We start from the raw sequence: 25,131 nt of genomic DNA, 5'->3' as shown, positions 1-25,131 counted from the left end.
GAGCCAGGAACGCTGACGGAACCGGACGCCTTCCAGCTTCGCCGCCACGGCCGATGGCCCAAGGGCACCGGGAGCCGCTCGCACGCTCCGCCGGCTGCAAAAAATGCCTGAACCGAAAATGCGCCGGCCGTGCGACCTGCGCGGCCCGACCGACCCGGACGCGCGTGCGCGCCCTGCCCGGACACGCACGCAAGGCTCAGTACGGGAACACCTCGACCACTTCGCCGGCGTCGAAGCGGCGCGCGCCCTCGTCCAGGCGCAGCAGCACGTCGCTGTCGGCGGCGCCGCGCAGGCGGTGCGAGCCGTCGGCCGGGTTCGGCTCCACCCACAATTGTCCGTGCGCGTCGCAGCGCATGCGCCCGCGCAGGAACTCCAGGCGGTCGTGGCGCTTGTCCCAGCCCGAGGCCAGCCGCGCGCGCCACTGCGGGCGCGGCTCGGCACGCTGCTGCAGCGCGTCCAGCAACGGTCGCCCGATCGCCATGAACGTGGCCAGCACCGATACCGGATTGCCCGGCAGGCCCAGGAACAGGGCGCGGTCCAGCTCGCCGAACAGCAGCGGCATGCCCGGGCGCATGCGCACCTTCCAGAAGTGGATGCGGCCGCGCTCGGCCAGCAGCCGCGGCAGGTAGTCCTTCTCGCCGGCGGACACGCCGCCGCAGGTCAGCACCACGTCGAACGCCGAGGCGGCATCGGCGAGCATCGTCTGGATCCGCTGCGGGTCGTCCGGCAACGTCGGCCACGCGGTCGGCTCCAGGCCGAGCAGGCGCAGCTGCGCCATCAGCATGTCGCGGTTGCTGTTGTAGATCTGCCCGGGCTTGAGCGGCATGCCCGGCTCGACCAGTTCGTCGCCGGTGGCGAACACCGCCACCGTCGGCCGCGCCGCCACCGCCACCTGCGCCACGCCGAGCGCGGCGGCCAGGCCGATCCGCGACGGGGTCAGGGCCACGCCGGCCTCGAGCACGCGCTCGCCGGCGCGTACGTCCTCGCCACGGTCGCGCACGTGCGCGCCGGCGACGAGCCCGGCCGGCACCTGCACCTGGCCGTCGCGCTCGACGACGTTCTCCTTGATCACCACCGTATCGGCGCCGGGCGGCAGCGGCGCGCCGGTGGTGATGCGCAGGCATTGGCCGGCGCCGATCGGCTGGCCCAGGTCCTCGCCGGCGAACTGTTCGCCGGCCAGGCGCAACAGGCTCGGCGCATCCGCGGCCAGATCGGCATGGCGCAGCGCGAAACCGTCCATCGCGCTGTTGGCGAACGGCGGCAGGTCGATCGGCGCATCCAGCGGTTCGAGCAGGATGCGGCCGTCGGCGCGCGGCAACGCCAGGCGTTCGGTGGGCAGTCGGCGCGACTGGGCGACGCTGGCGACGATGGCCAGCGCCTCGGAATAGGCAATGCGGGTGGGATAGTCGTTCATGGCGCCGGCAGGATACCCGCTGCCTGCAGGTCCTGCGGCGTGTTGAGGTTGCCCAGCGTCAGCCCGGGCAGCGATACGCAGGCCAGCGCCAACTGCCGCTGCAGGGTGCGCGGCGCATACCGTCCGGCGGCCAGCGCCGCGGCCAGCGCAGGACGCAAGCTGGAGACGCGGTACAGCGCCACCAGCGGCTGCACGCCGTCGTCGTCCTCGGCGTAGGCCCCATCACTGGCGCCGCTGGCATCGATCAATCTGTCCAGCAACTCAGGCGGAAGCCGGCGCAGGTCCACCGGCAGGGTCAGCAGCCACGGCGTGGCGCAGGCCGCGGCCAGCGCGTCCAGGCCGGCGATCGGCCCGAGCGAGCGTTCGGCATCCGCCGGCGCCTGGATCCGATCGGGCACGGCCTGCAATCCGATCGCGGCATAGCGCGGCAGTTCGCGGTTGGCGCTGACCAGCACCGCCGCCAGCGACGGTGCCAGCGCCTGCGCCAGGCGCTGCACCAGCGGCTGCCCGTCGCCTACCAGCCAGGCCTTGTCGCGGCCGCCCAGGCGTTGCGCGCGGCCGCCGGCGAGGATGCCCAGCGTGACCTCGCGCCGCGCGTCCATCGGCTACTTGCCGCGGACGTGCTTCATCAGGCGCCGCTTCTTGGCCACCTGGCGCTCGGTCAACACGTTCTTCTTGCCTTCATACGGATTGGCGCCTTCGCGGAACATGAAGCGCACCGGCGTGCCGACCAGCTTGAAGCGCTTGCGGAAGAAGTTCTCCAGATAGCGCTTGTACGACTCCGGCAGCACCTTCAGGCGGGTGCCGTGGACGATGAAGGTCGGCGGATTGCTGCCGCCCGGATGCACGTAGCGCAGCTTGGAGACATGGCCGCGGATGCTCGGCGGCGGATTGGTCTCGTAGGCCACTTCCAGCGCCTGGTTGACTTCGCTGGTGCTGAATTCGCGGATCGCCGAGGCATGCGCGTTGTGGATCGCGCGGAACAGCTCGCGCAGGCCGGAGCCGTGCTTGGCCGAGATCCGCACCGCTTCGGCCCAGGGCACGAAGCCGAGCTTGCGCGACAGCAGCGCCTCGGCCTGCTCGCGCTGGTAGTCGGTCAGCCCGTCCCACTTGTTCACCGCCACCACCAGGGCGCGGCCGGCGTCCAGGATCGCGCCGAGCACGCTGGCGTCCTGGTCGGTGACGCCCTCGGTGGCATCGAGCAGCAGCACCGCGACCTCGCATTGCTCGATCGCCTGCAGCGTCTTGAACACGCTGAACTTCTCCACCGCCTCCTCGACCCGGCCGCGGCGGCGCAGGCCGGCGGTGTCGATCAGCCGGTACAGGCGGTCGTCGCGCTGCAGGTCGACCGCGATCGAATCGCGGGTGGTGCCCGGCACTTCGGAGGCGATCATCCGCTCCTCGCCGAGCAGCCGGTTGACCAGCGTCGACTTGCCCACGTTGGGGCGGCCGACGAAGGCGATGCGCATGCGCTTGGGATCGGTGTCCAGCGTCTCGCCGGCCCCCTCCTCCGGCAGGCGCGACAGCACTTCCTCGAGCAGGTCGTCGATGCCGTGGCGATGCGCGGCGGAGACCGCGATCGCCTCGCCCAGGCCATAGCGCGCGAATTCGGCGCGTACCTGGTCCTCGTCGGTGCCGTCGATCTTGTTGATCAGCAGCAGGGTCGGCCGCGCCAGCTTGCGCAGCCAGGCCAGGATCTCGTCGTCGAGCGAGGACGAACCCTCGCGCCCGTCGACCACGAACAGCACCAGATCCGCCTCGCCGGCCGCCGAGCGCGCCTGGTCGGCGGTGGCGCCGGCCAGGCCTTCTTCCTCGCCGGAAATGCCGCCGGTGTCGACGATCACGAACGGGGTGTCCGGCTCCAGCCGGCAGACCCCGTAGTTGCGATCGCGGGTGACGCCGGGCTGGTCATGGACCAGCGCGTCGCGGCTGCGCGTGAGCGCGTTGAACAGCGTGGACTTGCCGACATTCGGCCGTCCAACCAGGGCGACCAGCGGCAGCATCGCGAATTCCTTCCCTTATTGACCCAACCGGAACGCGGTCAGGTCGCCTTTCGTGTTCTGGACCAGCAGGATGCCATCGGCCACCACCGGCTGCGCTACCAGCGCCTTGCGTCCGACCCGTTCGCGCGCCGCGATCTCGCCGTTGTCGAGCTTGAGCCAATGCAGATAGCCCTTGTAGTCGCCGACCACGGCGTAGTCGCCCTGGATCGCCACGCCGGTCAGCGAACGCCGCGCCAGCGCCGGCTGCGACCAGGTCGCCGAACCGGAGGCCTTGTCCAGCGCCCACACCGAACCGGCGTTGTCGGCCACCACCACGCTGCTGGAGCTGACGCCGACGCCGCCGGCGCTGCCATGATCGCGGGTCCACAGCGGACGGCCGCTGGGGCCTTCCAGCGCCAGGGTCTGGTTCTTGAAGCTGGCCGCGTACAGGGTGGTGCCTTCCAGCACCGGCGCGCCGTCCACGTCGGCCATGCGCTCCAGCTCGGTACGGCCTTCCGGCACGCCGATGGTCTGCTCCCACAGCACGCGCCCGTCCTGCATCGCCAGCGCCGACAGGGTGCCGTCGTCGTTGCCGATGAACAGCACGCCCGGACCGGCCACCACCGGCGCGTTGCCGCGCACGGTCAGGGTCGGCAGCTCCTGCGTGTGGAACCAGCGCTGCTGCCCGTTGCTGGCATCGAACGCGGTCACGTGGCCGTCGTTGCTGCGCACGAACACCAGGTTCTGCGAGACCACCGGCGCGGCGATCACTTCGTTGGGCACCTTGGCGCGCCACTTCTCGGCGCCGCTGGCGGCATCGAGCGCGATCACTTCGCCGTTCAGGCCGCCCACCACCACCAGCCCCTCGCCCACCCCGGGACCGCCGGCGAAGCGCGGCAGCGGACGGTTCTTCTCCAGCCGCTTGCGCTCCTTGGCCTGCTGCTTCTCGTTGCGCAGGCGCTGCTTGTAGGCGGCGCGCTCGTCCTTGGACAGGCCCTTGCTCGACTCGCCCTCGACCTGGCTCTCCGGCTGTTCCTGCACCTGCGCCAGGCGCTCCTTGCGCGCCTTCTTGGCGTCGTATTCCCACAGCGTCTTGCCGGTCTGCAGGTCCAGCGCGTAGACCGAACCGGAAGCCGCGGCCAGGTACACCTTGCCGTCGGCCACGGCCGGATGCTGGCGCACGCCGATCCGCTTCTCGCCCTTGCCGGCGTCGGTGGACCACAGCTTGACGACCTTCACCGACGGCTTGAAATCGACCAGCTCGGCCGGCTCGGCGGCCTTCTTGGCGGCCGCGTCCTTGCCCGCGAACCAGCCCTTGACCGTGCTGCAGCCGGACAGCGCCAGGCCCAGCAGGGCGACCGTGGCGATGCGCTTGAACATGATTACCTTCATCAGATCGGCTCCGCAGGATTCGGCACGGTGCCGCCCGCATCCATCAATTTCGTTTCCAGCAGTCGCCGTTGCGGCGCCGCCACGTCCAGGGTGGTCAGCGACTTGGCATAGGCATCGCGTGCCGCCTCGCGCTTGCCCTGCGCGATCAGCGCATCGCCGCGGATCTCCAGGCTCTGGTTGTCGTCGGCCGAGGCCAGCAGCTTCAGCGCTTCGTCGCTCTTGCCGGTCTGGATCAGCAGCCGCGCCACGCGCTGGTCGATCAGCAGCTTCAGCTCGCCCTCGGCCTTGAGCCCGCGCAGCGTCGCCAGGGCCTGGTCGTACTTGCCGTCATCGGCCTGCGCCTTGGCCAGGCGCAGCGCGGCCAGTTCGGCGTAGATGTTGGCCGGGCCCTGCTGCAGCGCCGCCATGTCCTTGCCCGCCTTGTCCAGTTGCTTGGCCTGGATGCTCTTGAGCACGGCGTCGTAGCGGGAATTGGCCAGCGCCAGGTCGTTGGAATGCTGCTTGGTCCACCACTGCCAGCCAATGATCGCGCCGATGCCCAGGGCAATGCCGCCGATCAGGCCGGCGCCGTTTTTCCTGAGCCAAGTGCGGACGCGTTCGCTTTGTTCGTGCTCGTCGAGCAGGTCGTCGATCGCCATGCGTACTCTCGCCCCGCCGCAACGACGGGACATGGAATGTTGAGATTGAGGAACCGCGCCGCCGTCACTCGGACGCTGGCACCACGGAACCGTCAGAGGATACCGCAAAGCGGGCCACGTTCGCGCGCTTGTACGGGGTCAGATCCACGGTACTACCGGATTGCTGAACCTGGACCGCCGAGGCATTGCCGAGCACGATGCGGCCCACTTGACCCGGCGCGTAGTCGCGCTTCTCGCCCGCCTTCAGCAACGCCTTCTCCAGCGGCGTCCCGTCCGGGGCGATGATCTGCACCCAGCTGTCGCCCTGGAACGACAGGCTCAGGCCGGCCTTGTCCGCGGCGCCGGGCGCGCGCTCCGCGTCGCTGGACGCGCGCGGCAGCGGCGTCAGCGAGGCGATGTACGGCGCCGCGTTCGGCGCGGCACGGTTGCTCGGCGCGGCCGGTGGCGGATTGCTGCCGCCGGTACCGGCCGACGCCGCTTGCGCGGCATCGCCCGGGGTCGCCGGCACCACGTCCAGCGACGCGGTGCTGGGGCCGTCCTCGGCGAAATGGGTCCGGGTGGCATACCAGACCGGTACCGCCAGTCCGGCGGTGATCACCACGTACACCATGCGCCGGGTGGCGCTCTCGAGCATGCGCCGCAGCGGCGGCGTATGCGTATGGCTGATCAGTTCCACCGGCTGCACCGGCGCCAGCCGCGCGCTTTCCAGCAGCGGCTCCAGGTCCACCCCGAGCAGGCGCGCGTAGCTGCGCAGCTGGCCGCGCACGAACACCGGCGCGCCCAGGCGCTGCCACTGCTCTTCTTCCAGCGCACGGATCACGTGCACCGGCATGCGCAAGCGGCTACCGACCTCGTCGATGCTCAGGCCCGCCGCTTCGCGCGCTTCGCGGAGATGTTGCCCGCAACCTTTGGCGCCGTCGAAAGCGTTCGGATTGGAATCACTGATCACAATGCACTAGCCCCGGGAGTCGTGGTCGCGGCATCGGGAAACTCCTTGCGCAACCGCTGTTGGTAACGGCCGGCGGCAGCCATGTCGCCCAGCCCTTGTTCAATCTGAATAGCAAGTTGTAACACGGATGCGGTGGCCGGCGCAGCCGCCAAACGCCGTTCCGAGAAGGCCCGCGCCTCGAAAAAGCGGCTCTGCGCCGCTTCGTCGCGCGCCATCGCTTCCAGCGCGTACGCATTGCCCGGGTCCAGCGCCAGCGCCTTGCGCAGGTCGCGTACGCCGCGCTCGCGCTGGCCGATCTGCAGCGCGCAGCCGCCGGCATTGGCCAGGGCCGAGGCCGGCGTGGCGTAGCCCGGCGCCGCCAGGGCGCGATCGAACCACTGCAGCGACTCGGCGATGGCGCCGTTCGCGCACAGCCAGGCACCGTAGTTGCTCAAGGTCTCGCCGCGGTTCGGCGCCAGCTCGGCCGCCTTGCGGTAATGCTCGCCGGCAGCGGCGGCATCGCCGCGGCGTCCGGCGACCACGGCCAGCAGCGTATGCGCCTGCACCGAGTCCGGCGCCAGCGCCAGGGCCTTGCGCGCATGATCCTCGGCGCCGGCCAGATCGCCGCCGCTGAGCCGGTTGCCGGCCAGCCCCAACTGCTCCTGCAGCGCATAGCGCGCCTTGACCGAGCCGTTGTCGCGGAAGTCGTAGTCCGGCGCCACCTGCTCGACGCTGCGCAGCTTGCCGGGCTTGGTGGTGCGTCCAGCGCAGGCCGCCAACGCCAGCAGCGCCACGGTCAACGCCGCGATGGCCAGGAGATGCTTAGGCCGCCGCATCCCGGTCCGCCCGCGTCTGCAACTGACGCTGGAAATCGGCCTGGCGACGGGTACGGTCCAGCACCTGCCCCTTGAGCTGGCCGCAGGCCGCGTCGATGTCGTCGCCGCGGGTGCGCCGCACCATGGTCAGCACCTGCGCATCGAGCAGGATCTTCTGGAACGCGCGGATCTCGGTCTCGCCAGAGCGCTCGTAGCGCGTGCCGGGGAACGGATTGAACGGGATCAGGTTGACCTTGCCCGCGTTCGACGCCTGCACCGCGTTGTCGAACTGGCGCATCAGCCGCGCCAGCTGGCGTGCGTGCTCGGGCTGGTCGTTGATGCCCTTCATCAGCGTGTATTCGAAGGTCACCGACTCGCGGCGCTTGTTGGCGCGCAGGTAGCGCGCGCACGCGGCCATCAGCTCGGCGACCGGGTACTTCTTGTTGAGCGGCACCAGCGTCTCGCGCAGCGCGTCGTCGGCCGCATGCAGCGAGACCGCCAGCGACACGTCGCTCTCGCTGGACAGGCGGTCGATCATCGGCACCAGGCCGGAGGTCGACAGCGTGACCCGCTTGTTGGCCAGGCCGTAGCCCAGGTCGTCGCGCATCACGCTCATCGCGCGCACGACGTTGTCGAAATTCATCAGCGGCTCGCCCATGCCCATCATCACCACGTTGGTGAGACGGCGCTGCTGGTGCGGCACGTTGCCCAGGTGGCGCGCCGCCACCCACACCTGGCCGATGATCTCGGCGGTGGACAGGTTGCGGTTGAAGCCCTGGGTGGCGGTCGAGCAGAACGTGCAGTTGAGCGCGCAGCCGACCTGGGACGACACGCACAGGGTGCCGCGGCCCTTGTCGGGGATGTACACGGTCTCGATCGCGTTCTTGCCGTCGGTGCCCATGGCCAGCAGCCACTTGTGGGTCCCGTCGGTGGACGGCTTGTCGAACACGATGTTGGGGACGACGACCTCGGCATGCTGCTGCAGCTTGGCGCGCAGCGCCTTGCCGAGGTCGGTCATCTGGTCGAAGTCGGTGACGTAGCGGTGGTGGATCCACTTCATCACCTGGTGGGCGCGGTAGCGCGCTTCGCCGAGGGTCTCGGCGAAGAAACGCTCCAACCCCTCGCGATCGAGGTCGAGCAGGTTCTGCTTGGCTGCGGCGCCGGTCCTGAGCGGATCGGCGAGCGCCAACGGAGTGTGGACGACCTCGTTCACGATGACCTCTTAGCGGGAAACCACTTCGGTGGCGGCGAAGAAATACGCCACTTCGTTGGCGGCGTTCTCCACCGAATCGGAACCGTGCGCGGCGTTGGCGTCGATCGAATCGGCGAAATCGGCGCGGATGGTGCCCGGCGCGGCGTCCTTCGGATTGGTGGCGCCCAGCAGGTCGCGGTGCGCGGCCACGGCGTTCTCGCCTTCCAGCGCCTGGATCATCACCGGGCCGGAGATCATGAACTCGACCAGCGCGTTGAAGAACGGACGCTCGCGGTGCACGGCGTAGAAGCCCTCGGCCTCGCGGCGCGACAGCTGCTTGTACTTGGCGGCCACGACCTTCAGGCCGGCCTTCTCGAAGCGGGAATAGATCTCGCCGATGACGTTCTTGGCGACGGCATCGGGCTTGATGATGGACAGGGTGCGCTCCAGCGCCATGGGAAGTTCTCCGTTGGGCGGGCCACTAGACGGCCCGAGGTTAGCATGAAAAAAACCCGCGTCAAAACGCGGGCTTAGCCAGAATTGCGATGGACAATTCTATCCAATCGCAGCGGGCTTTGCACGGCCGCAGGCTGAATCGTGCTGCATCGCAACATGACGCGGCCGGACGCGGGGCCTAGACTCAAACAATCGTTTGATTGATTCCGGCGGCCGCATGGCAAAGCAAGCGCACTTCTCCACCAAGGACCGCATCCTCAGCGCGGCCGAGGAACTGTTCGCCCAGCACGGCTTCTCCGGCACCTCGCTGCGCCAGGTCACCAGCCAGGCCGACGTCAACATCGCCGCGGTCAACTACCACTTCGGCTCCAAGGAGAACCTGGTCAACGAGGTGTTCCGGCGGCGCATGGACGAGATGACCGCGGCGCGCCTGGCGCAGCTGGAGGCCGCGCAGCGCCAGCATCCGGGCCAGCTCGGGCCGGTGCTGGCCGCGTTCGTGGAGCCGGCGCTGGCGATGGCCCAGGATCGCCAGAGCGGCGGCGCCTTCGTGCGCGTGATCGCCCGCGCCTACGCCGAGAAGAACGACAGCCTGCGCCAGTTCCTGTCCGACCATTACGGCCACGTGCTGCGCGAGTTCGGCAAGGCCATCGCCGCCTGCGTGCCCGAGCTGAGCAAGGAAGAACTGTACTGGCGCCTGGACTTCCTGGCCGGCGCGCTGACCTACGCCATGGCCGATTTCGGCCTGATCAAGCGCCCCGCCGGGGTCAGCGAAGGCGCGCACCGCGCCCACGCCGCGCGCGAACTGATCCGTTTCGCCGAAGCCGGCTTCCTGGCCCGCGCCGCGCCCTGATTCCGCAAGAACCGTTGCGCACGAACCCATCCCGCAAGACCCGCATCCCGCAATCGTTGACCCACAGAGGCTGATCGCTATGTCCAACCCCCTGCTAGTCCGCCGTGCCGCCGTCCTGGGCGCGGGCGTGATGGGCGCGCAGATCGCTGCGCACCTGACCAACGCCGGCGTCGACACCGTGCTGTTCGATCTTCCCGCCAAGGAAGGCCATCCCGACGGCATCGTGCTCAAGGCCATCGCCAACCTGACCAAGCTGAGCCCGGCGCCGCTGGCCAGCGCCACGCTGGCCGAGGCGATCACCCCGGCCAACTACGACTCCGGCCTGGAGCAGCTGCGCGGCTGCGACCTGATCATCGAAGCCATCGCCGAGCGCATGGACTGGAAGCAGGACCTGTACAAGAAGATCGCCCCGTTCGTGGCCGATCACGCGGTCTTGGCCTCCAATACCTCAGGGCTGGGCATCAACGCACTGTCCGACGTGCTGCCCGAGCAGCTGCGCCACCGCTTCTGCGGCGTGCACTTCTTCAACCCGCCGCGCTACATGCACCTGGCCGAGCTGATCCCGGCCAAGGGCACCGACGCGGCGGTGCTGGAAGGCCTGGAGGCGTTCCTGGTCACCACCCTGGGCAAGGGCGTGGTCTACGCCAAGGACACCCCGAACTTCATCGGCAACCGCATCGGCGTGTTCTCGATCCTGTCCACCATCCACCACACCGCGCAGTCCGGCCTGGGCTTCGACGAAGTCGACGCACTGACCGGCCCGCTGGTCGGGCGGCCGAAGTCGGCCACCTACCGCACCTCCGACGTGGTCGGCCTGGACACCATGGCCCACGTCATCAAGACCATGGCCGACACCCTGCCCGACGATCCGTGGCACCAGTACTTCGCCTCGCCGAAGTGGCTGGACGCGCTGATCGCCAAGGGCGCGCTGGGCCAGAAGGTCGGCGCCGGCATCTTCCGCAAGGTCGGCAAGGACATCGTGGTGCTGGACCTGCAGAAGCAGGACTACCGCCCGGCCGACCGCGGCGCGGCGCCGGACGTGGTCGAGATCCTGAAGATCAGGAACCCGGCCGAGAAGTTCGCCAAGCTGCGCGAGAGCCAGCACCCGCAGGCGCAGTTCCTGTGGGCCACGTTTCGCGACCTGTTCCACTACAGCGCCTACCACCTGGCCGACATCGCCGAGACCGCGCGCGACGTGGACCTGGCGATCCGCTGGGGCTACGGCTGGTCGCTGGGCCCGTTCGAGACCTGGCAGGCCGCCGGCTGGAAGCAGGTGGCGCAGTGGATCGCCGACGACATCGTCGCCGGCAAGGCCATGTCCAGCGCGCCGCTGCCGGACTGGGTGTTCGACGGCCGCGACGGCGTGCACGCCGCCGAGGGCAGCTACAGCCCGGCGCGCAACGCCAAGCTGCCGCGTTCGGCGCTGCCGGTGTACCAGCGCCAGCGCTTCCCCGACCCGCTGCTGGGCGAGAAGTTCGCCCCGGGCGAGACCGTGTTCGAGAACGACGGCCTGCGCCTGTGGCACGACGGCGACGACATCGCCGTGGTCAGCTTCAAGACCAAGATGAACACCGTCTCCGACCAGGTGCTCGACGGCCTGCAGGAAGCGGTCGCCCGCGCCGAGAAGGGCTTCAAGGGCCTGGTGCTGTGGCAGCACAAGGAACCCTTCTCCGCCGGCGCCGACCTGGCCGGCGCGCTGGGCCTGCTGCAGGCCGGCAAGGTCGATGCGTTCGAGGCGATGGTCGCCAACTTCCAGGCCACCAGCCAGCGCATCAAGTATTCGCTGGTGCCGGTGGTCGCGGCGGTGCGCGGCCTGGCCCTGGGCGGCGGCTGCGAATTCCAGATGCACAGCGCCAAGACCGTGGCCGCGCTGGAGAGCTACATCGGTCTGGTCGAGGCCGGCGTCGGCCTGCTGCCGGCCGGCGGCGGCCTGAAGGAGATCGCGGTGCGCGCCTCGCAGGCGGCCGGCCCCGGTGGCGATGTGTTCGCCGAGCTGAAGAAGACCTTCGAGACCGTGGCGATGGCCAAGGTCTCCACCTCGGCGGTCAACGCCAAGGAACTGGGCCTGCTGCGCGGCACCGACAAGGTCGTGTTCAACAGCTACGAGGCGCTGTACATCGCCAAGGCCGAAGCGCGCGCGCTGGCCGAGGGCGGCTACCGCCCGCCGCTGCCGGCACGCCGCATCCAGGTCGCCGGCGACGTCGGCATCGCCACCTTCAAGATGCTGCTGGTCAACATGCTGGAAGGCCGCTTCATCAGCGAGTACGACTACGAGATCGCCACCCGCATCGCCACCGTGCTGTGCGGCGGCGAAGTCGACCGCGGCGCGCTGGTGGACGAGGAATGGCTGCTCAAGCTCGAGCGCAAGCACTTCGTCGAACTGGCCCAGCAGGAAAAGACCCAGGCGCGGATTGGGCACATGCTCAAGACGGGCAAGCCGCTTAGGAACTGAGATTCGGGATTGGGGATTGGGGATTCGCAACTGTGGCTCCCCACCTCTGCAACGATTCCCTCCAACAATTCATCCGCCGGGCGCAAGTACATTCGGGCACCGGGATCCGCTCCGACGAATCCCCAATCCCGAATCCCCACTCCCGGCTTTCGGAGAAAGCCATGAGCAAACAAATCCAGGACGCCTACATCGTCGCCGCCACCCGCACCCCGGTCGGCAAGGCGCCCAAGGGCGTGTTCCGCAATACCCGTCCGGACGACATGCTGGCGCACGTGCTGCGCGCGGTGGTGGCGCAGGCGCCGGGCATCGACACCTCGCGCATCGACGATGCGATCATCGGCTGCGCGATGCCCGAGGGCGAGCAGGGCATGAACGTGGCGCGCATCGGCGTGCTGCTGGCCGGGCTGCCCAATTCGGTGGCCGGGCAGACCATCAACCGCTTCTGCTCCTCCGGCATCCAGGCGGTGGCGCTGGCCGCGGACCAGATCCGACTGGGCAACGCCGACCTGATGCTGGCCGGCGGCACCGAGTCGATGTCGATGGTGCCGATGATGGGCAACAAGGTCGCGCTGTCGCCGAGCGTGTTCGCCGACGACCACGTCGCCATCGCCTACGGCATGGGCATCACCGCCGAGAAGGTGGCCGAGGAGTGGAAGGTGTCGCGCGAGGACCAGGACGCGTTCGCGCTGGCCTCGCACCAGAAGGCCATCGCCGCGATCGCCGCCGGCGAGTTCCGCGACGAGATCACCCCGTACGAGATCCTGTCGCACCAGCCCGACCTGGCCGGCAACGTCATCGCGCTGCGCAAGCGCCTGGTCGACACCGACGAAGGCCCGCGCCCGGACAGCTCGATCGAGGGCCTGGCCAAGCTGCGTCCGGTGTTCCGCAACGGCCAGTTCGGCGGCAGCGTCACCGCCGGCAACTCCTCGCAGATGAGCGACGGCGCCGGCGCGGTGCTGCTGGCCTCCGAGCAGGCGATCAAGGACTACGGGCTCACCCCCCTCGCCCGCTTCGTCAGCTTCTCGGTCGCCGGCGTGCGTCCGGAAGTGATGGGCATCGGCCCGATCGCGGCCATTCCCAAGGCGCTCAAGCAGGCCGGGCTGAGCAAGGACCAGATCGACTGGATCGAGCTCAACGAAGCCTTCGCCGCACAGTCGCTGGCGGTGATCCGCGACAGCGGCCTGGATCCGTCCAAGGTCAACCCGCTCGGCGGCGCGATCGCGCTCGGCCATCCGCTCGGCGCCACCGGCGCGATCCGCACCGCCACGCTGGTGCACGGCCTGCGCCGCCGCCAGCAGAAATACGGCATGGTCACCATGTGCATCGGCACCGGCATGGGCGCGGCCGGGATCATCGAAGCGCTCTGAACGGCGCGCTTCGGCAACGAAAAAGGGCAGCCCAGGCTGCCCTTTTTCTTGCATCGGTTTTCGCTGCCGAACCCTGTACGCCGCGCGGCGGACCCGCGCGCTTCGGGGCAACGTTGCGGCGTTACTTGCCGCCGGCTTCGACGTCGGCCAGGGCGCGACGCATCATGTCCTGCGCCGGCTTGCTCAGCTTCTCGTGGTCCAGCGCGTAGCGGATGGTCGCCTCGATCAGGCCGATGTGGGTGCCGCAGTCGAAGCGGGTGCCTTCGAAACGGTAGGCATGCACCGGATCGCTCTCGATCAGCGCCGCGATCGCGTCGGTCAGCTGGATCTCGCCGCCGGCGCCCGGCACGGTCTTCTCCAGCAGATCGAAGATCTTGGAACTGAGCACGTAGCGGCCGACCACCGCCAGGTCGCTCGGCGCATCGGCCGGCTTGGGCTTCTCGACGATCGCGGTGATCTTGCCTTCGCTGCCGTCGAACGCCTGGGTGGCGACGATGCCGTAGCTGCCGGTGCTCTCGTGCGGCACGTCCTGCACGGCGATCACGCTGGCGCCGGAGCGCTCGGCGACGTCGGCCATCTGCGTCAGCGCGCCCGGACCGCGGTTCCAGATCAGGTCGTCGGGCAGCAGCACCGCGAACGGCTCGTCGCCGATGATCGGCTTGGCGCACAGCACCGCATGGCCGAGCCCGAGCGCCTCGGCCTGGGTCACGAAGATCGCGCGCACGCCGTTGGGCAGCACGTGGCGCACCAGCTCCAGCTGCTCGGTCTTGCCGGCGCGCTCGAGCTTCTGCTCCAGTTCGTAGGCCTTGTCGAAATAATCCGCAACCGCGTGCTTGTAGCGGTTGGTGACGAAGATCAGGGTGTCGCAACCGGCCTCGATCGCCTCGTCCACGGCGTACTGGATCAACGGCCGATCGATGATCGGCAGCATTTCCTTGGGCACCGTCTTGGTGGCGGGAAGGAAGCGGGTACCCAGACCTGCAACCGGGAAAACTGCCTTGCGGATTCTCTTGCTCATCAGAGCCTTCTGGCCTCGCGTGCGGGGAATGGAACGATTGTAGCGGAGCTATCGTGACCGGCCTGTTGTCGCAACGGCGCGAACTCGGGCATGGTCGTGCGCAGCACTTTCTCGATGCCGTCGCTGTCGTAGTCGGCCACCGCCGCGCGCAGTTGCTGCAGGCCCTGCAGCACGTTTTCGCGCGAGAAACTGCGCGCGCCGGCCTCGAGGATCTTCGGATGCGAGGTGGGACGATAGTTCTCGTCGGAATAGAACAAGGTCTCGTGCAGCTTCTCGCCCGGGCGCAGCCCGGTGTAGACGATGGCGATGTCGCGGCCGGGCTGTTTGCCGGCCAGGCGGATCATCTGCTCGGCGAGCAGGCGGATCGGCACCGGCTCGCCCATGTCCAGCGTATAGATCGCGCCATGCGACGCCGAGGCGGCGGCCTGCACGATCAGCTGGCAGGCCTCGGGGATGGTCATGAAATAGCGGGTCACCTGCGGGTCGGTCACGGTGACCGGGCCGCCCTGGCGGATCTGTTCGCGGAACAGCGGCACCACGCTGCCGGCCGAATCCAGCACGTTGCCGAAGCGCACGGTGACGAAGCGCGTGCCCACGGTCTGGTCGTCCAGCGACTGGCACACCATCTCGGCATAGCGCTTGGAGGCGCCCAGCACGTTGACCGGATTGACCGCCTTGTCGGTGGAGATGAACACGAAGGTCGAGACCTTGGCGGCGATGCAGGCGCGGGCCACGTTCTCGGTGGCCAGCACGTTGTTGCGGACCGCCTCGCGGAACTGGCGTTCCAGCAGCGGCACCTGCTTGTAGGCCGCGGCATGGAACACCGCATCGGGCTCGGCGATGCGCATCGCATGGCGGGTCACGGCCGGATCGCCGCAGTCGCCCAGCACGCACTCGATCTCCAGGTCGGGGAAGGTGCGGTGCAGGTCGGCATGGATGGTGATCAGCGCCAGCTCGTCGATCTCCAGCAGCACCACCTTGCGCGCGCCATGGCGGGCGCACTGCCGGCACAGCTCCGAGCCGATCGAACCGCCGGCGCCGGTCACCATCACCGTGCGTCCGGACAACCAGCCCTTGATCAGCTTCCAGTCCGGAGTCACCGGCTTGCGCCCGAGCAGGTCCTCGATCGCGACCTCCTTCAGTTCGCCCGGCAGATAGTGGCCCTCGAGCACGTCGAGCAGGCGCGGCACGGTGCGGAACGGCAAGCCGGTGCTTTCGCAGATCGCCACCACCCGCTGCATGCCGGCCGCGTCCAGCGACGGGATCGCGATGACCAGCAGCTTGGCCGCGGTTTCCTTGGCGATCGCGCCCGCCTCGTCGATCCGGCCCAGGATCGGCAGGCCCTGCAGCTTGGCGCCATGCAGATGGCCGGCATCGTCGACGTAGCCGACCGGGTTATAGGCACCGGAGCGGCGCAGGTCGCGCACCAGGGCCTCGGCCGCACGGCCGGCGCCGACGATCAGCACGCGCCGCGCGGTCTCGTCCGAATGCGCGATCTGGTAGTCCTTCCATGCGCGGTACAGCAGCCGCGGCGCACCGAGCAGCGCCGACAGCGCGAACGGATACACCATGAGCACCGACAGCGGAATGGAATCGAAGCGGCTGTACGCCAGCCCCAGCACGATCGCGACCAGTCCGTAGAAACTGGCCTTGAAGATGTTCAACAGGTCCGGAACGCTGGCGAAGCGCCACAGCCCGCGATACAGGCCGACCTTCCAGAACACCAGGCCCTGTGCCACCAGCACGATCGCGGTATTGAGGTTCCAGAACGGCAGCGGATGATCGCCGGGCAACATCGTGTAGCGCGCCGCATGCAGCAACTGCCAGCAGACCCAGACGATCGCCAGATCGTGGACGACCACGGATGCCTTGGGGAACAGCTCGGTAAAACGGTCGCGGGTCGAAAGCATCAGTTATCCATCAGAGTTCAGCGCAATCCCTTACGCAAAGTCAGCCAAAGCGCACTCGCCGCCACATACCAGGCAAGCGCCAACCCAACCTGCCCCGCGGTCCGCAACGTTCCACCAAACCAGGCGATTGTAATCGCGACAATGCTGAACAGGGCATAGGCGAAGGTCACAACCGTGTGGCTCCTGCCTGTATGTACCCAACGCTGGTAAAAATGTTGCGCATGCGGCTGCCACCAGCGTTCGCCAGCGAGCATGCGCGACAACAACGTGAAGCCCGCGTCGATGGCGAACGCGGATATTGGTATCAACAGCAACCATGGCGTGAGCCCGGTCGCAACATTGCACAGCGCGAACAGCGCGGCGACCAGATACCCCAGCGCCCCGCTGCCGACGTCGCCAAGGAAGATGCGCGCACGCGGATAGTTGAACGGCAGGAACCCCGCACAGGCCACGATTAGCACCCAGCATGGCCAACGCAACGGCGCCGGCAGCAGGCTGGCGAACCCCAGCGCCACCAGCATCGCCTGGCTGGTCGCCAGGCCGTTGATGCCGTCCATGAAGTTCCAGATGTTGATCAACGAGACCGTCGCCAGCCAGGTCAGCGCGGTCAACCAGGGATCCTGGTGCAGCCGGTAGACAAGTGCGGCCAGCACGCTGGCGGCCAGCGCATGCACCAGCAGCCGCAGCGCGGCCGACAGCGGGCGATGGTCGTCCCACCAGCCAATGCCGGCGACCAGCGCCAGCCCGGCCGCGAACGCCGCAATGGCCATGCCCTGCTGCGGCCAGAGCAGCGCCGCATAGGCGCAGGCGGCCAGCACCGCCGCCACGATCGCCACGCCGCCGCCGCGCGGCGTCGCCACCGTATGGCTGCGCCGCTCGCCGGGAGCGTCCATCAGCTTGCGCTTGAGCGCATAGCGGCGCGACAGCCAGGTGCCCGCCGCGCTGAACAGCGCCAGCGCCGCGAGCAGCGCCCAACCTGCCACCGGCACCTACACCACCGCGTAGTTGAGCAGCGGCTTGACCGTGCCCCACTCCTTGCAGCTCGGGCATTGCCAGTGGTGGGTGCGCGCGCCGAAGCCGCAACGCGTGCAGCGGTAACTGGGATTGCGCACCAGCAGCTGGTCGGTGATGTGCTTCAGGTCCTGCAGGGTGGCGGTGGAATCGGCGCCTTCGGCCAGGGTCAGGTCGATCAACGCCGACTCGCCGCGCACCGACGGCCGGTCCTTCAGCTGCCGCCCCAGATAGGCGCGCGCCGCCGACACGCCTTCCTGCGACTCCATCAACCGGGTCAGCGCCAGCACCGGGGCGATGCCGCGGTAGTGCTCGGTCATCTCCGACAGGAACGCGCGCGCGCCGCTGAGATCGTTGCCGCGCCGGTAGCAGTCCATCAGCGCCGGCATGATCTCCGGCAGGTAGTCCGGGTCGTGGCGCGCGGCGCGCTCGAAGGCGCGGATCGCGGCCTCGTCGTTGCCGTCGTCCACGTCGATGCGCCCTTCCAGGATGCCGGCGCGCACCGACTTGGCGTCGGCCTGGTAGGCGCGCGCGATCGCGGCCCGCGCCAGTTCGGACTTGCCGGAGGCGCGATGGCGGTCGGCCAGCTCGCATTCGAACTGGGCGATCAGCTTGCCCATCGGCTCGCCGGTCACCTCTTCGTAGCGGGTGGCGTTGTCGATCGCCTTCTCCCAGTCGCGCTCGGCCTGGTAGATGCTGATCAGGTGCTTGAGCGCCTGCGGAGCGCGCTGGTCGATCTGCGCCAGTTCGGTGAACACGGTCTCGGCGCGGTCCAGCAGGCCGGACTTCATGTAGTCCTCGCCCAGCGCCAGCAAGGCCTGCACGCGCTGCGGATCGCTCAGGTCGGCGCGCTGCACCAGCCCCTGGTGCAGGCGGATCGCGCGGTCGACTTCGCCGCGCCGGCGGAACAGGTGGCCGAGCGCGACCTGGGTCTCGAAGGTTTCCTTGTCCAGTTCGGCGATATGCAGGAACAGCTCGATCGCCTTGTCCGGCTCTTCATTGAGCAGATAATTCAGGCCGCGGAAATACGTGCTGGAAAGCCGGCTGACCTGCGTATCGCCATGGCGCTGGCCGCCACGGCGGCCGATGACCCATCCGCTCAGCGCCGCCAGCGGCAGGAACAGGAAGAACCAGAACCACTCGGTCAGGAAGTCCATCGAAGATCAGCGTCCATCCACGGGCTGGGTGTAGGTCGGTACCGGCGCGACGGCCGGTGCGGAAGCGGCGATCGCGGCCTTGTTGGCGCGGCGCAGCTTGGCGTACAGCGGGATCACCAGCGCGGCCAGCACCAGGGACGCCCCTATCACCACGCCGACGAACAGCGAGACGATGATGGCGATGCCGGAGGTGGTGTTGATGCCTGTGAAACCGAAATTGATGACGATCTGCTGCGAATTGAGCGATCCGATGACCAGCCCGGCCAGCAGGAACAGCAGCAAGATCAGCAGACGGGCAATTTTCATGAAGGTCTCCAGCGTCGGGAGACACTAGATTAGCCGAACGGGCGTGGATACCGGAAAAAGTCCGGAGGCCCACTGCTCGGGGCTCAGGGCGTATCGGACTCGACCGGAACGACGCCACTGACGCGTTCGCGCAATTCCTTGCCTGGCTTGAAATGCGGCACGTGCTTGCCGGGAAGCGCGACGGATTCGCCGGTCTTGGGATTGCGTCCCAGGCGCGGCGGCCGATAATGCAGGGAAAAACTGCCGAAACCGCGGATCTCGATGCGGTCGCCGCCGGACAGCGCGCCGCCCATCATCTCCAACAGCGATTTCACCGCCAGATCGACGTCGTCCGCCTTCAGATGCGCCTGCTTGCGCGCCAGGATTTCGATCAGTTCGGACTTGGTCATTCGGATTCGTGCGGTGGGGTCGCAACCCGGCACGGCCCGGATCGACCGGGCCGTGCCAGTAACGCTGCGTGTGGCGGATTACTCGGACTTGTTGCCGTTCAACTGCGCACGCAGCAGCGCGCCCAGCTGGGTGGTACCGCCCGACGCGGACTGGTATTCCTCCAGCACTTCGCGCATTTCGGCATCGTCCTTGGCCTTGATCGACAGCTGCAGGGTGCGGCCCTTGCGGTCCATGCCCACGAACTTGGCTTCGATCTTGTCGCCGACCTTCAGGTGCTGGGTCGCGTCGTCGACGCGCTCGTTGGCGATGTCGCGCGCGGCGACGTAGCCTTCGATGCCGTCGGCCAGGTCGATGGTGGCGCCCTTGGCGTCCACTTCACGCACCACGCCCTCGACCTTCGAACCCTTCGGGTTGGCGGCCATGTACTGGCCGAACGGATCCTGCTCCAGCTGCTTGACGCCCAGGCTGATGCGCTCGCGCTCCGGGTCCACCGCCAGCACCACCGCTTCCAGCGTGTCGCCCTTCTTGAAGTTGCGCACGATGTCTTCGCCGGTGGTGTTCCAGCTGATGTCCGACAGGTGCACCAGGCCGTCGATGCCGCCGTCCAGGCCGATGAAGATGCCGAAGTCGGTGATCGACTTGATCTGGCCGGACACCTTGTCGTTCTTCTTGTGGGTGGCCGCGAAGGTTTCCCACGGATTGGCGGCGACCTGCTTCATGCCCAGCGAGATGCGGCGACGCTCCTCGTCCACGTCCAGGACCATGACCTCGACCTCGTCGCCGACCTGCACGACCTTGGACGGGTTGACGTTCTTGTTGGTCCAATCCATTTCCGACACGTGCACCAGGCCTTCCACGCCCGGCTCGATCTCGACGAACGCGCCGTAATCGGTGACGTTGGAGACCTTGCCGAACACGCGGCTGTTGGCCGGGTAGCGGCGCGCGATGTTGTCCCACGGATCCTCGCCCAGCTGCTTCAGGCCGAGCGACACGCGGTTGCGCTCGCGGTCGAACTTCAGCACGCGCACGTCCAGCTCGTCGCCGACGTTCACGACTTCGGACGGATGGCGCACGCGCTTCCAGGCCATGTCGGTGATGTGCAGCAGGCCGTCGATGCCGCCCAGGTCCACGAACGCGCCGTAGTCGGTCAGGTTCTTGACCACGCCCTTCAGGATCGCGCCTTCCTGCAGCTTGTCCATCAGCTGCTCGCGCTCTTCCGAGTGCTCGCTCTCGACCACGGCACGACGCGAGACCACCACGTTGTTGCGCTTGCGGTCCAGCTTGATGAGCTTGAACTCCAGCTCCTTGCCTTCCAGGTAGGCCGGGTCGCGCACGGGGCGCACATCGACCAGCGAACCCGGCAGGAACGCGCGGACATCCTTGATGTCCACGGTGAAACCACCCTTGACCTTGCCGCTGATGCGACCGGTGATGGTCTCGTTCTTTTCCAACGCTTCTTCCAGCTCGTCCCACACCATCGCGCGCTTGGCCTTCTCGCGCGACAACACGGTTTCGCCGAAGCCGTTCTCGAGCGAGTCGAGGGCGACCTTGACCAGGTCGCCTTCGGCGACGTCGATCTCGCCAGCGTCGTTACGGAACTGTTCGATCGGCACGATGCCTTCGGACTTCAGGCCGGCGTTGATCACCACCACGTCGCCGCGGACTTCCACGACGGTACCGGTGACGATGGAGCCCGGCTTCAGCTTCGCCAGATTGGCTTGGCTGGCTTCGAACAGTTCGGCAAAAGATTCGGTCATTTGAAATTACTCTAGTGGACACACGGACAGGGCGTTTCTTCTGGAAACGGCGAACTGCCCACCTGGTTAGTCGGCCCAAACCGCGGCCGGGTGTGAAATGGGAAAAACCGCAGCGCGGGATTGCGCGGCGGAACCTGGGAACAACGGTGTTGCGGCACTACGGGTGAAGCGCACTGCGGTGCAACTCGCGGCGATGGCGCCGGAGCGGCGCCAGGCTGCTGCCCTGCCCCGGCGCGACCCTCAGGCGGGCAGCAATTCCAGGACGCGGCGGACCACTTGCTCGATGTCCATGCCGGTGGTGTCGAGGAGGACGGCATCGTCTGCCGGCCTCAGCGGCGCCACCGCGCGTTGGGCATCGCGTGCGTCGCGGGCCATGATCTCGCGCAGCAGGTCGTCGAATATAACGGAAACTCCTTTTCCCTTCAACTGGTTATGCCGGCGCATGGCGCGTTCCTCGGCACTGGCGGTCAGGAACACCTTGTACGGGGCGTCCGGGAAAATCACCGTGCCCATGTCGCGGCCGTCGGCGACCAGCCCCGGCGGGCGCCGGAACGCGCGCTGGCGCTGCTTCAGCGCCGAGCGCACCTCGGGGATGGCGGCGATCGCCGAGGCCACCGCGCCGGTGGTTTCCAGGCGCAGCTCGTCGGTGGCGTCGACCTCGTTGATCCTGACCCGCAGGCCGCCGCCGGCCGCCTCCTCGAAGGTGACATGGGTGTCGAAGGTGCAGCGCACCAGCGCCGCGGCGTCGGAGATGTCCAGGTTGGCCCAGCTGGCGGCCACGCCGACCGCCCGGTACAGCGCGCCCGAATCCAGGTAGTGCCAGCCCAGTTTGCCGGCGACGATGCGGCTGACGGTGCCTTTGCCGGCCCCCGAGGGGCCATCGATGGTCAGGACGGGAGCGGGGTCGTTCATGCGGTTCCTCGGACGGGGGGCGGCGCATTGTAGCCCCGGCATCGGCCGTGCTGGCGCAAGCACTTGAAACCATGAAGAAAAGCAGGCTACAATCGCCGGCTTACTGATCCAGCGACGTGGTTTCGCCGCGCCGCATCCTTCTCTAATCCACAAGTTTACGCCGAGGTGTGCCATGAAAGTCCTGTCCTCCCTGAAGTCGGCGAAGACCCGTCACCGCGACTGCAAGGTGGTCCGCCGCCGCGGCAAGGTCTTCGTGATCTGCAAGTCGAACCCGCGTTTCAAGGCTCGCCAGCGCTGATCCGACGGCGACCCGCCCTGCGGCACCGCGCGCACGGTTGCGGGTCATCGACGAAAGCCGCCTTCGGGCGGTTTTTTGTTGCCGAAATTTGCTGTAATCGCCGTTCGTCCTCTGGGGAGCACACCGTGATGAAGCACCGTCTGTCCGTCCTGCCGCTGCTGGTCGTCCTGGGCTTTGCCGGCGCGGCCCACGCCGAAACCCTGCTGGTCGAGCGGGTCAAGCAGGAACCCGTCGCGGCGATGCCGGCGCGCGGACTGAGCATGGGCGAGGTCGAGTCGCGCTACGGCGCCCCGCAGCAGAAGCTGGAACCGCGCGGCGGGCAGAAGCGGCAGTGGCCGACGATCAACCGCTGGGTGTATCCGGCCTTCACCGTGTACTTCGAGAAGCACAAGGTGGTGGACGTGGTCGCCAACAAGGCCGATGCCAGCGAGATCGGGCCCAAGCCTGCCATTCGGTGATGCGGGGCGGAATCGCCAATCCCTCGCAAGCGCCCGGTTGATGCGAGTCCTTCGCGACAGCCGTTCTTGTGCGAATCCTTCGCAAGAGCCCGCACATCCACGTGCGGGGATCAAATGAAAAGCCCGGGCTTCGGCTCGTGCATGACCTGAGTAGTGGTTGCAATGACTGATCGCCTTCGCCTTCCCGCGGAATGGGAGCCCCAGTCCGCCATCCTGATCGCCTGGCCGCACGCCGGCACCGACTGGGCCGAGCGCCTGGCCGAGGTCGAGGAGACCTATATCGCCCTGGTCGCGGCGATCGTGCGCTACCAGCGCGTGCTGATCTGCGTCGCCGATGCCGACCTGCAGATCTACGCCGAGGCGCGGCTGCGTTCGGCGCGGGTGGACATGCAGCGCGTGCAGTTCGTCGAGGCCGAGTACGACGACACCTGGCTGCGCGATTCCGGCCCGATCACCCTGGCCCGCGCCGGCGGCGGTTTCCAGTTGCTGGACTTCCGCTTCACCGGCTGGGGCGGCAAGTTCCAGGCCAGCCGCGACGACCAGCTGGTGGGCGCGCTGGCCGCGCAACGGCTGTTCGCCGACAGCACGGTGCGCAGCATCGATTTCGCGCTGGAGGGTGGCGCGATCGACAGCGACGGCGCCGGCACCCTGCTGACCACCTGGCAGTGCCTGCACGAACGCCACCCGCAGCGCTCGCGCGAATCGCTGAGCCAGGATCTGGCCGACTGGCTGGCGCAACAGCGCGTGCTGTGGCTGGACCACGGCTACCTGGAAGGCGACGACACCGACGCGCACATCGATACCCTCGCCCGCTTCGCCAGCGCCGACGCGATCGTCTACCAGGCCTGCGACGACGCCGGCGATTCGCATTACGCCGAACTGCAGGCGATGGGCGCCGAACTGGCCGCGCTGCGCACCGCCGACGGCCGCCCGTACCGGCTGTTCCCGCTGCCGTGGGCGCAACCGGTGATCGACCAGGGCCGGCGCCTGGCCGCGTCCTACGCCAACTTCCTGATCGTCAACGGCGCGGTGCTGATGCCCGCCTATGGCGATGCCGCCGATGCGCAGGCGCAGGCGGTGATGGCGCAGGCGTTCCCACGGCATGAGATCGTGCCGATCCCATGCCGCGCGCTGATCTGGCAGAACGGCAGCCTGCACTGCATCACCATGCAGTTGCCCGAGGGCGTGCTGGCGGCCTGAGCCGCGCGTGCCGGTGGAAGACGTGCAGGAGCGACTGCACGCCTTCGCCGGGTCGTCCGGTCGCACCAGCCCTGCAGGAACTGCCATGCGCACTGCGGGCAGGACTTCGCTCCCGGCGCAGCGCCGGCAGCAAAAGGCCGGATTGGCTTTCTCCTCACCACCCGGACAACGTACCGGACCCGACACCGCACGACGCTCGCGTTCGCGGCTCCGATCCATCCGGGCGCCGGCGCCGGCGCGGCATTCATCTGCCGGGAACCTGCCGCGGCACCATCCGCGTTACCATGCGCGCTTTCGCCGACCATCCTTCCGCAATGAGCCGAAACACTCTTTCCGTCGCGCTGATCCAGGAGCGCAACCATGGCGATGCCGCGGCGAACCTGGCGGCGATCGAATCGCGCGTGGCCGAGGCTGCGGCGCAGGGCGCGCAGCTGGTGCTGCTGCAGGAACTGCACAACGGCGCCTACTTCTGCCAGCACGAATCGGTGGACGAATTCGACCTGGCCGAACCGATTCCCGGCCCCAGCACCGAGCGCCTGGGCGCGCTGGCCAAGCGCCATGGCGTGGTCCTGGTCGGTTCGCTGTTCGAGCGCCGCGCCGCCGGCCTGTACCACAACACCGCGGTGGTGTTCGAAAAGGACGGCAGCCTGCTCGGCAAGTACCGCAAGATGCATATCCCGGACGATCCGGGCTTCTACGAGAAATTCTATTTCACTCCGGGCGACCTCGGCTTCACCCCGATCCAGACCTCGGTCGGGCGCCTGGGCGTGCTGGTGTGCTGGGACCAGTGGTATCCGGAAGCGGCGCGGCTGATGGCGCTGGCCGGCGCCGAACTGCTGCTGTATCCGACCGCGATCGGCTGGGATCCCAGCGATGCGCAGGCCGAGCAGGAACGCCAGCGCGACGCCTGGATCCTCAGCCATCGCGGCCATGCCGTGGCCAACGGCGTGCCGGTGCTCAGCTGCAACCGGGTCGGCCACGAGCCCTCGCCGCTGGCCGCCGATGGCGTGACCGGCGCGGCCGGCATCCAGTTCTGGGGCAACAGCCACGTGCTCGGCCCGCAGGGCGAGTTCATCGCCGAGGCCGGCGCCGAACCGACCGTGCTGGTCTGCGACGTGGACCTGCAACGCAGCGAGCACGTGCGGCGGATCTGGCCGTTCCTGCGCGACCGCCGCATCGACGCCTATGGCGATCTGCTGAAGCGCTATATCGACTGACGCGCTGCACC

Annotated in this window: 24 protein-coding genes; 7 read left to right on the top strand and 17 right to left on the bottom strand. The window is 68.3% G+C overall.

Going from position 1 to position 25,131, the window contains the following annotated elements; translation table 11 throughout:
* Window positions 1-196 precede the first annotated feature (196 nt).
* From glp to ndk, 9 genes are all read right to left on the bottom strand, one after another.
* The gene (gene glp, locus AB3X10_RS10735) at window positions 197-1,414 is read right to left on the bottom strand and encodes a gephyrin-like molybdotransferase Glp (protein WP_369981396.1); all 1,218 of its coding nucleotides are present in this window, start codon (window positions 1,412-1,414) and stop codon (window positions 197-199) included.
* Entirely contained in the window at window positions 1,411-2,016 is a 606-nt protein-coding gene (gene mobA, locus AB3X10_RS10730; protein WP_369981395.1) for a molybdenum cofactor guanylyltransferase, read from the bottom strand. Before mobA ends, glp begins: the two co-directional genes overlap by 4 nt.
* A gap of 3 nt (window positions 2,017-2,019) precedes the next feature.
* Entirely contained in the window at window positions 2,020-3,417 is a 1,398-nt protein-coding gene (der, locus tag AB3X10_RS10725) for a ribosome biogenesis GTPase Der (protein WP_145706413.1), read from the bottom strand.
* A 15-nt stretch (window positions 3,418-3,432) separates the two neighbouring features.
* Window positions 3,433-4,788, bottom strand: a complete 1,356-nt coding sequence (gene bamB, locus AB3X10_RS10720) for an outer membrane protein assembly factor BamB (RefSeq protein WP_369981393.1) — start codon at window positions 4,786-4,788, stop codon at window positions 3,433-3,435.
* Window positions 4,788-5,426 (bottom strand): YfgM family protein, encoded by a 639-nt coding sequence (locus AB3X10_RS10715; protein WP_369981391.1) that lies wholly within the window; start codon window positions 5,424-5,426, stop codon window positions 4,788-4,790. The genes bamB and AB3X10_RS10715 overlap by 1 nt, the downstream gene beginning before the upstream one ends.
* 64 nt (window positions 5,427-5,490) lie before the next feature.
* A complete protein-coding gene (locus AB3X10_RS10710) occupies window positions 5,491-6,375 on the bottom strand; it encodes a helix-turn-helix domain-containing protein (protein ID WP_369981389.1) in 885 nt (294 codons plus the stop codon).
* The gene (locus AB3X10_RS10705) at window positions 6,372-7,163 is read right to left on the bottom strand and encodes a type IV pilus biogenesis/stability protein PilW (protein ID WP_369981776.1); all 792 of its coding nucleotides are present in this window, start codon (window positions 7,161-7,163) and stop codon (window positions 6,372-6,374) included. The genes AB3X10_RS10710 and AB3X10_RS10705 overlap by 4 nt, the downstream gene beginning before the upstream one ends.
* A gap of 13 nt (window positions 7,164-7,176) precedes the next feature.
* Window positions 7,177-8,382 (bottom strand): 23S rRNA (adenine(2503)-C(2))-methyltransferase RlmN, encoded by a 1,206-nt coding sequence (rlmN, locus tag AB3X10_RS10700; protein WP_369981387.1) that lies wholly within the window; start codon window positions 8,380-8,382, stop codon window positions 7,177-7,179.
* Between the two features lie 9 nt (window positions 8,383-8,391).
* Complete coding sequence (gene ndk, locus AB3X10_RS10695; protein WP_002812972.1) at window positions 8,392-8,817, bottom strand: nucleoside-diphosphate kinase; 426 nt, start codon at window positions 8,815-8,817, stop codon at window positions 8,392-8,394.
* A 217-nt stretch (window positions 8,818-9,034) separates the two neighbouring features.
* Here ndk and AB3X10_RS10690 point away from each other — a divergent pair, with 217 nt between their 5' ends.
* The 3 genes from AB3X10_RS10690 to AB3X10_RS10680 all read left to right on the top strand — a co-directional run bounded on the left by AB3X10_RS10690 (window position 9,035) and on the right by AB3X10_RS10680 (window position 13,486).
* Window positions 9,035-9,667 (top strand): TetR/AcrR family transcriptional regulator, encoded by a 633-nt coding sequence (locus tag AB3X10_RS10690; protein ID WP_369981386.1) that lies wholly within the window; start codon window positions 9,035-9,037, stop codon window positions 9,665-9,667.
* Between the two features lie 79 nt (window positions 9,668-9,746).
* Window positions 9,747-12,119 (top strand): 3-hydroxyacyl-CoA dehydrogenase/enoyl-CoA hydratase family protein, encoded by a 2,373-nt coding sequence (locus AB3X10_RS10685; protein WP_369981385.1) that lies wholly within the window; start codon window positions 9,747-9,749, stop codon window positions 12,117-12,119.
* Between the two features lie 161 nt (window positions 12,120-12,280).
* Window positions 12,281-13,486 (top strand): acetyl-CoA C-acyltransferase, encoded by a 1,206-nt coding sequence (locus tag AB3X10_RS10680; protein WP_263113398.1) that lies wholly within the window; start codon window positions 12,281-12,283, stop codon window positions 13,484-13,486.
* A gap of 121 nt (window positions 13,487-13,607) precedes the next feature.
* On the opposite strand, the gene galU is transcribed toward AB3X10_RS10680, so the two are convergent.
* The 8 genes from galU to cmk form a co-directional block, all read right to left on the bottom strand.
* The gene (gene galU, locus AB3X10_RS10675) at window positions 13,608-14,504 is read right to left on the bottom strand and encodes a UTP--glucose-1-phosphate uridylyltransferase GalU (RefSeq protein ID WP_369981383.1); all 897 of its coding nucleotides are present in this window, start codon (window positions 14,502-14,504) and stop codon (window positions 13,608-13,610) included.
* The gene (locus tag AB3X10_RS10670; protein ID WP_369981382.1) at window positions 14,504-16,414 is read right to left on the bottom strand and encodes a polysaccharide biosynthesis protein; all 1,911 of its coding nucleotides are present in this window, start codon (window positions 16,412-16,414) and stop codon (window positions 14,504-14,506) included. Before AB3X10_RS10670 ends, galU begins: the two co-directional genes overlap by 1 nt.
* Window positions 16,415-16,431: 17 nt before the next feature.
* The gene (locus AB3X10_RS10665; RefSeq protein WP_369981381.1) at window positions 16,432-17,403 is read right to left on the bottom strand and encodes an MraY family glycosyltransferase; all 972 of its coding nucleotides are present in this window, start codon (window positions 17,401-17,403) and stop codon (window positions 16,432-16,434) included.
* The gene (lapB, locus tag AB3X10_RS10660; protein ID WP_369981380.1) at window positions 17,404-18,582 is read right to left on the bottom strand and encodes a lipopolysaccharide assembly protein LapB; all 1,179 of its coding nucleotides are present in this window, start codon (window positions 18,580-18,582) and stop codon (window positions 17,404-17,406) included.
* Window positions 18,583-18,588: 6 nt separating this feature from the next.
* Window positions 18,589-18,888 (bottom strand): hypothetical protein, encoded by a 300-nt coding sequence (locus tag AB3X10_RS10655; RefSeq protein WP_369981379.1) that lies wholly within the window; start codon window positions 18,886-18,888, stop codon window positions 18,589-18,591.
* An 83-nt stretch (window positions 18,889-18,971) separates the two neighbouring features.
* Window positions 18,972-19,277 (bottom strand): integration host factor subunit beta, encoded by a 306-nt coding sequence (locus AB3X10_RS10650; protein ID WP_003468670.1) that lies wholly within the window; start codon window positions 19,275-19,277, stop codon window positions 18,972-18,974.
* A gap of 78 nt (window positions 19,278-19,355) precedes the next feature.
* Complete coding sequence (gene rpsA / locus AB3X10_RS10645; RefSeq protein ID WP_128420018.1) at window positions 19,356-21,035, bottom strand: 30S ribosomal protein S1; 1,680 nt, start codon at window positions 21,033-21,035, stop codon at window positions 19,356-19,358.
* A 240-nt stretch (window positions 21,036-21,275) separates the two neighbouring features.
* Entirely contained in the window at window positions 21,276-21,947 is a 672-nt protein-coding gene (cmk, locus tag AB3X10_RS10640) for a (d)CMP kinase (RefSeq protein ID WP_369981378.1), read from the bottom strand.
* Window positions 21,948-22,119: 172 nt separating this feature from the next.
* Between cmk and ykgO the strand changes: the two genes are divergently transcribed.
* From ykgO to AB3X10_RS10620, 4 genes are all read left to right on the top strand, one after another.
* Window positions 22,120-22,245 carry a type B 50S ribosomal protein L36 gene (gene ykgO / locus AB3X10_RS10635; RefSeq protein WP_005913193.1) on the top strand — a complete coding sequence of 42 codons (126 nt, stop codon included), beginning with the start codon at window positions 22,120-22,122 and terminating at the stop codon, window positions 22,243-22,245.
* A gap of 128 nt (window positions 22,246-22,373) precedes the next feature.
* Entirely contained in the window at window positions 22,374-22,703 is a 330-nt protein-coding gene (locus AB3X10_RS10630; RefSeq protein WP_369981377.1) for a hypothetical protein, read from the top strand.
* Window positions 22,704-22,865: 162 nt separating this feature from the next.
* Entirely contained in the window at window positions 22,866-23,903 is a 1,038-nt protein-coding gene (locus AB3X10_RS10625) for an agmatine deiminase family protein (protein WP_369981375.1), read from the top strand.
* Between the two features lie 314 nt (window positions 23,904-24,217).
* Window positions 24,218-25,120: a carbon-nitrogen hydrolase gene (locus tag AB3X10_RS10620; RefSeq protein ID WP_145706383.1), complete on the top strand. Its 903-nt coding sequence runs from the start codon at window positions 24,218-24,220 to the stop codon at window positions 25,118-25,120.
* The last annotated feature ends 11 nt before the right edge of the window (window positions 25,121-25,131 follow it).

The sequence above is a fragment of the Xanthomonas sp. DAR 80977 genome, from assembly GCF_041240605.1.
GTDB lineage: Bacteria > Pseudomonadota > Gammaproteobacteria > Xanthomonadales > Xanthomonadaceae > Xanthomonas_A > Xanthomonas_A bundabergensis.
This window is presented reverse-complemented; position numbering and strand designations above follow the sequence as displayed.

Bases quoted from the DNA above. Each gene is read 5' to 3' on its own strand.
- bamB (WP_369981393.1), bottom strand. From the start codon at position 4,788: ATGAAGGTAATCATGTTCAAGCGCATCGCCACGGTCGCCCTGCTGGGC.
- mobA (WP_369981395.1), bottom strand. From the start codon at position 2,016: ATGGACGCGCGGCGCGAGGTCACGCTGGGCATCCTCGCCGGCGGCCGC.
- AB3X10_RS10685 (WP_369981385.1), top strand. From the start codon at position 9,747: ATGTCCAACCCCCTGCTAGTCCGCCGTGCCGCCGTCCTGGGCGCGGGC.
- AB3X10_RS10620 (WP_145706383.1), top strand. From the start codon at position 24,218: ATGAGCCGAAACACTCTTTCCGTCGCGCTGATCCAGGAGCGCAACCAT.
- der (WP_145706413.1), bottom strand. From the start codon at position 3,417: ATGCTGCCGCTGGTCGCCCTGGTTGGACGGCCGAATGTCGGCAAGTCC.
- AB3X10_RS10655 (WP_369981379.1), bottom strand. From the start codon at position 18,888: ATGAAAATTGCCCGTCTGCTGATCTTGCTGCTGTTCCTGCTGGCCGGG.
- rpsA (WP_128420018.1), bottom strand. From the start codon at position 21,035: ATGACCGAATCTTTTGCCGAACTGTTCGAAGCCAGCCAAGCCAATCTG.
- cmk (WP_369981378.1), bottom strand. From the start codon at position 21,947: ATGAACGACCCCGCTCCCGTCCTGACCATCGATGGCCCCTCGGGGGCC.
- lapB (WP_369981380.1), bottom strand. From the start codon at position 18,582: ATGGACTTCCTGACCGAGTGGTTCTGGTTCTTCCTGTTCCTGCCGCTG.
- ykgO (WP_005913193.1), top strand. From the start codon at position 22,120: ATGAAAGTCCTGTCCTCCCTGAAGTCGGCGAAGACCCGTCACCGCGAC.
- AB3X10_RS10690 (WP_369981386.1), top strand. From the start codon at position 9,035: ATGGCAAAGCAAGCGCACTTCTCCACCAAGGACCGCATCCTCAGCGCG.
- AB3X10_RS10625 (WP_369981375.1), top strand. From the start codon at position 22,866: ATGACTGATCGCCTTCGCCTTCCCGCGGAATGGGAGCCCCAGTCCGCC.
- AB3X10_RS10670 (WP_369981382.1), bottom strand. From the start codon at position 16,414: ATGCTTTCGACCCGCGACCGTTTTACCGAGCTGTTCCCCAAGGCATCC.
- galU (WP_369981383.1), bottom strand. From the start codon at position 14,504: ATGAGCAAGAGAATCCGCAAGGCAGTTTTCCCGGTTGCAGGTCTGGGT.
- AB3X10_RS10650 (WP_003468670.1), bottom strand. From the start codon at position 19,277: ATGACCAAGTCCGAACTGATCGAAATCCTGGCGCGCAAGCAGGCGCAT.
- ndk (WP_002812972.1), bottom strand. From the start codon at position 8,817: ATGGCGCTGGAGCGCACCCTGTCCATCATCAAGCCCGATGCCGTCGCC.
- AB3X10_RS10630 (WP_369981377.1), top strand. From the start codon at position 22,374: ATGAAGCACCGTCTGTCCGTCCTGCCGCTGCTGGTCGTCCTGGGCTTT.
- AB3X10_RS10715 (WP_369981391.1), bottom strand. From the start codon at position 5,426: ATGGCGATCGACGACCTGCTCGACGAGCACGAACAAAGCGAACGCGTC.
- AB3X10_RS10680 (WP_263113398.1), top strand. From the start codon at position 12,281: ATGAGCAAACAAATCCAGGACGCCTACATCGTCGCCGCCACCCGCACC.
- glp (WP_369981396.1), bottom strand. From the start codon at position 1,414: ATGAACGACTATCCCACCCGCATTGCCTATTCCGAGGCGCTGGCCATC.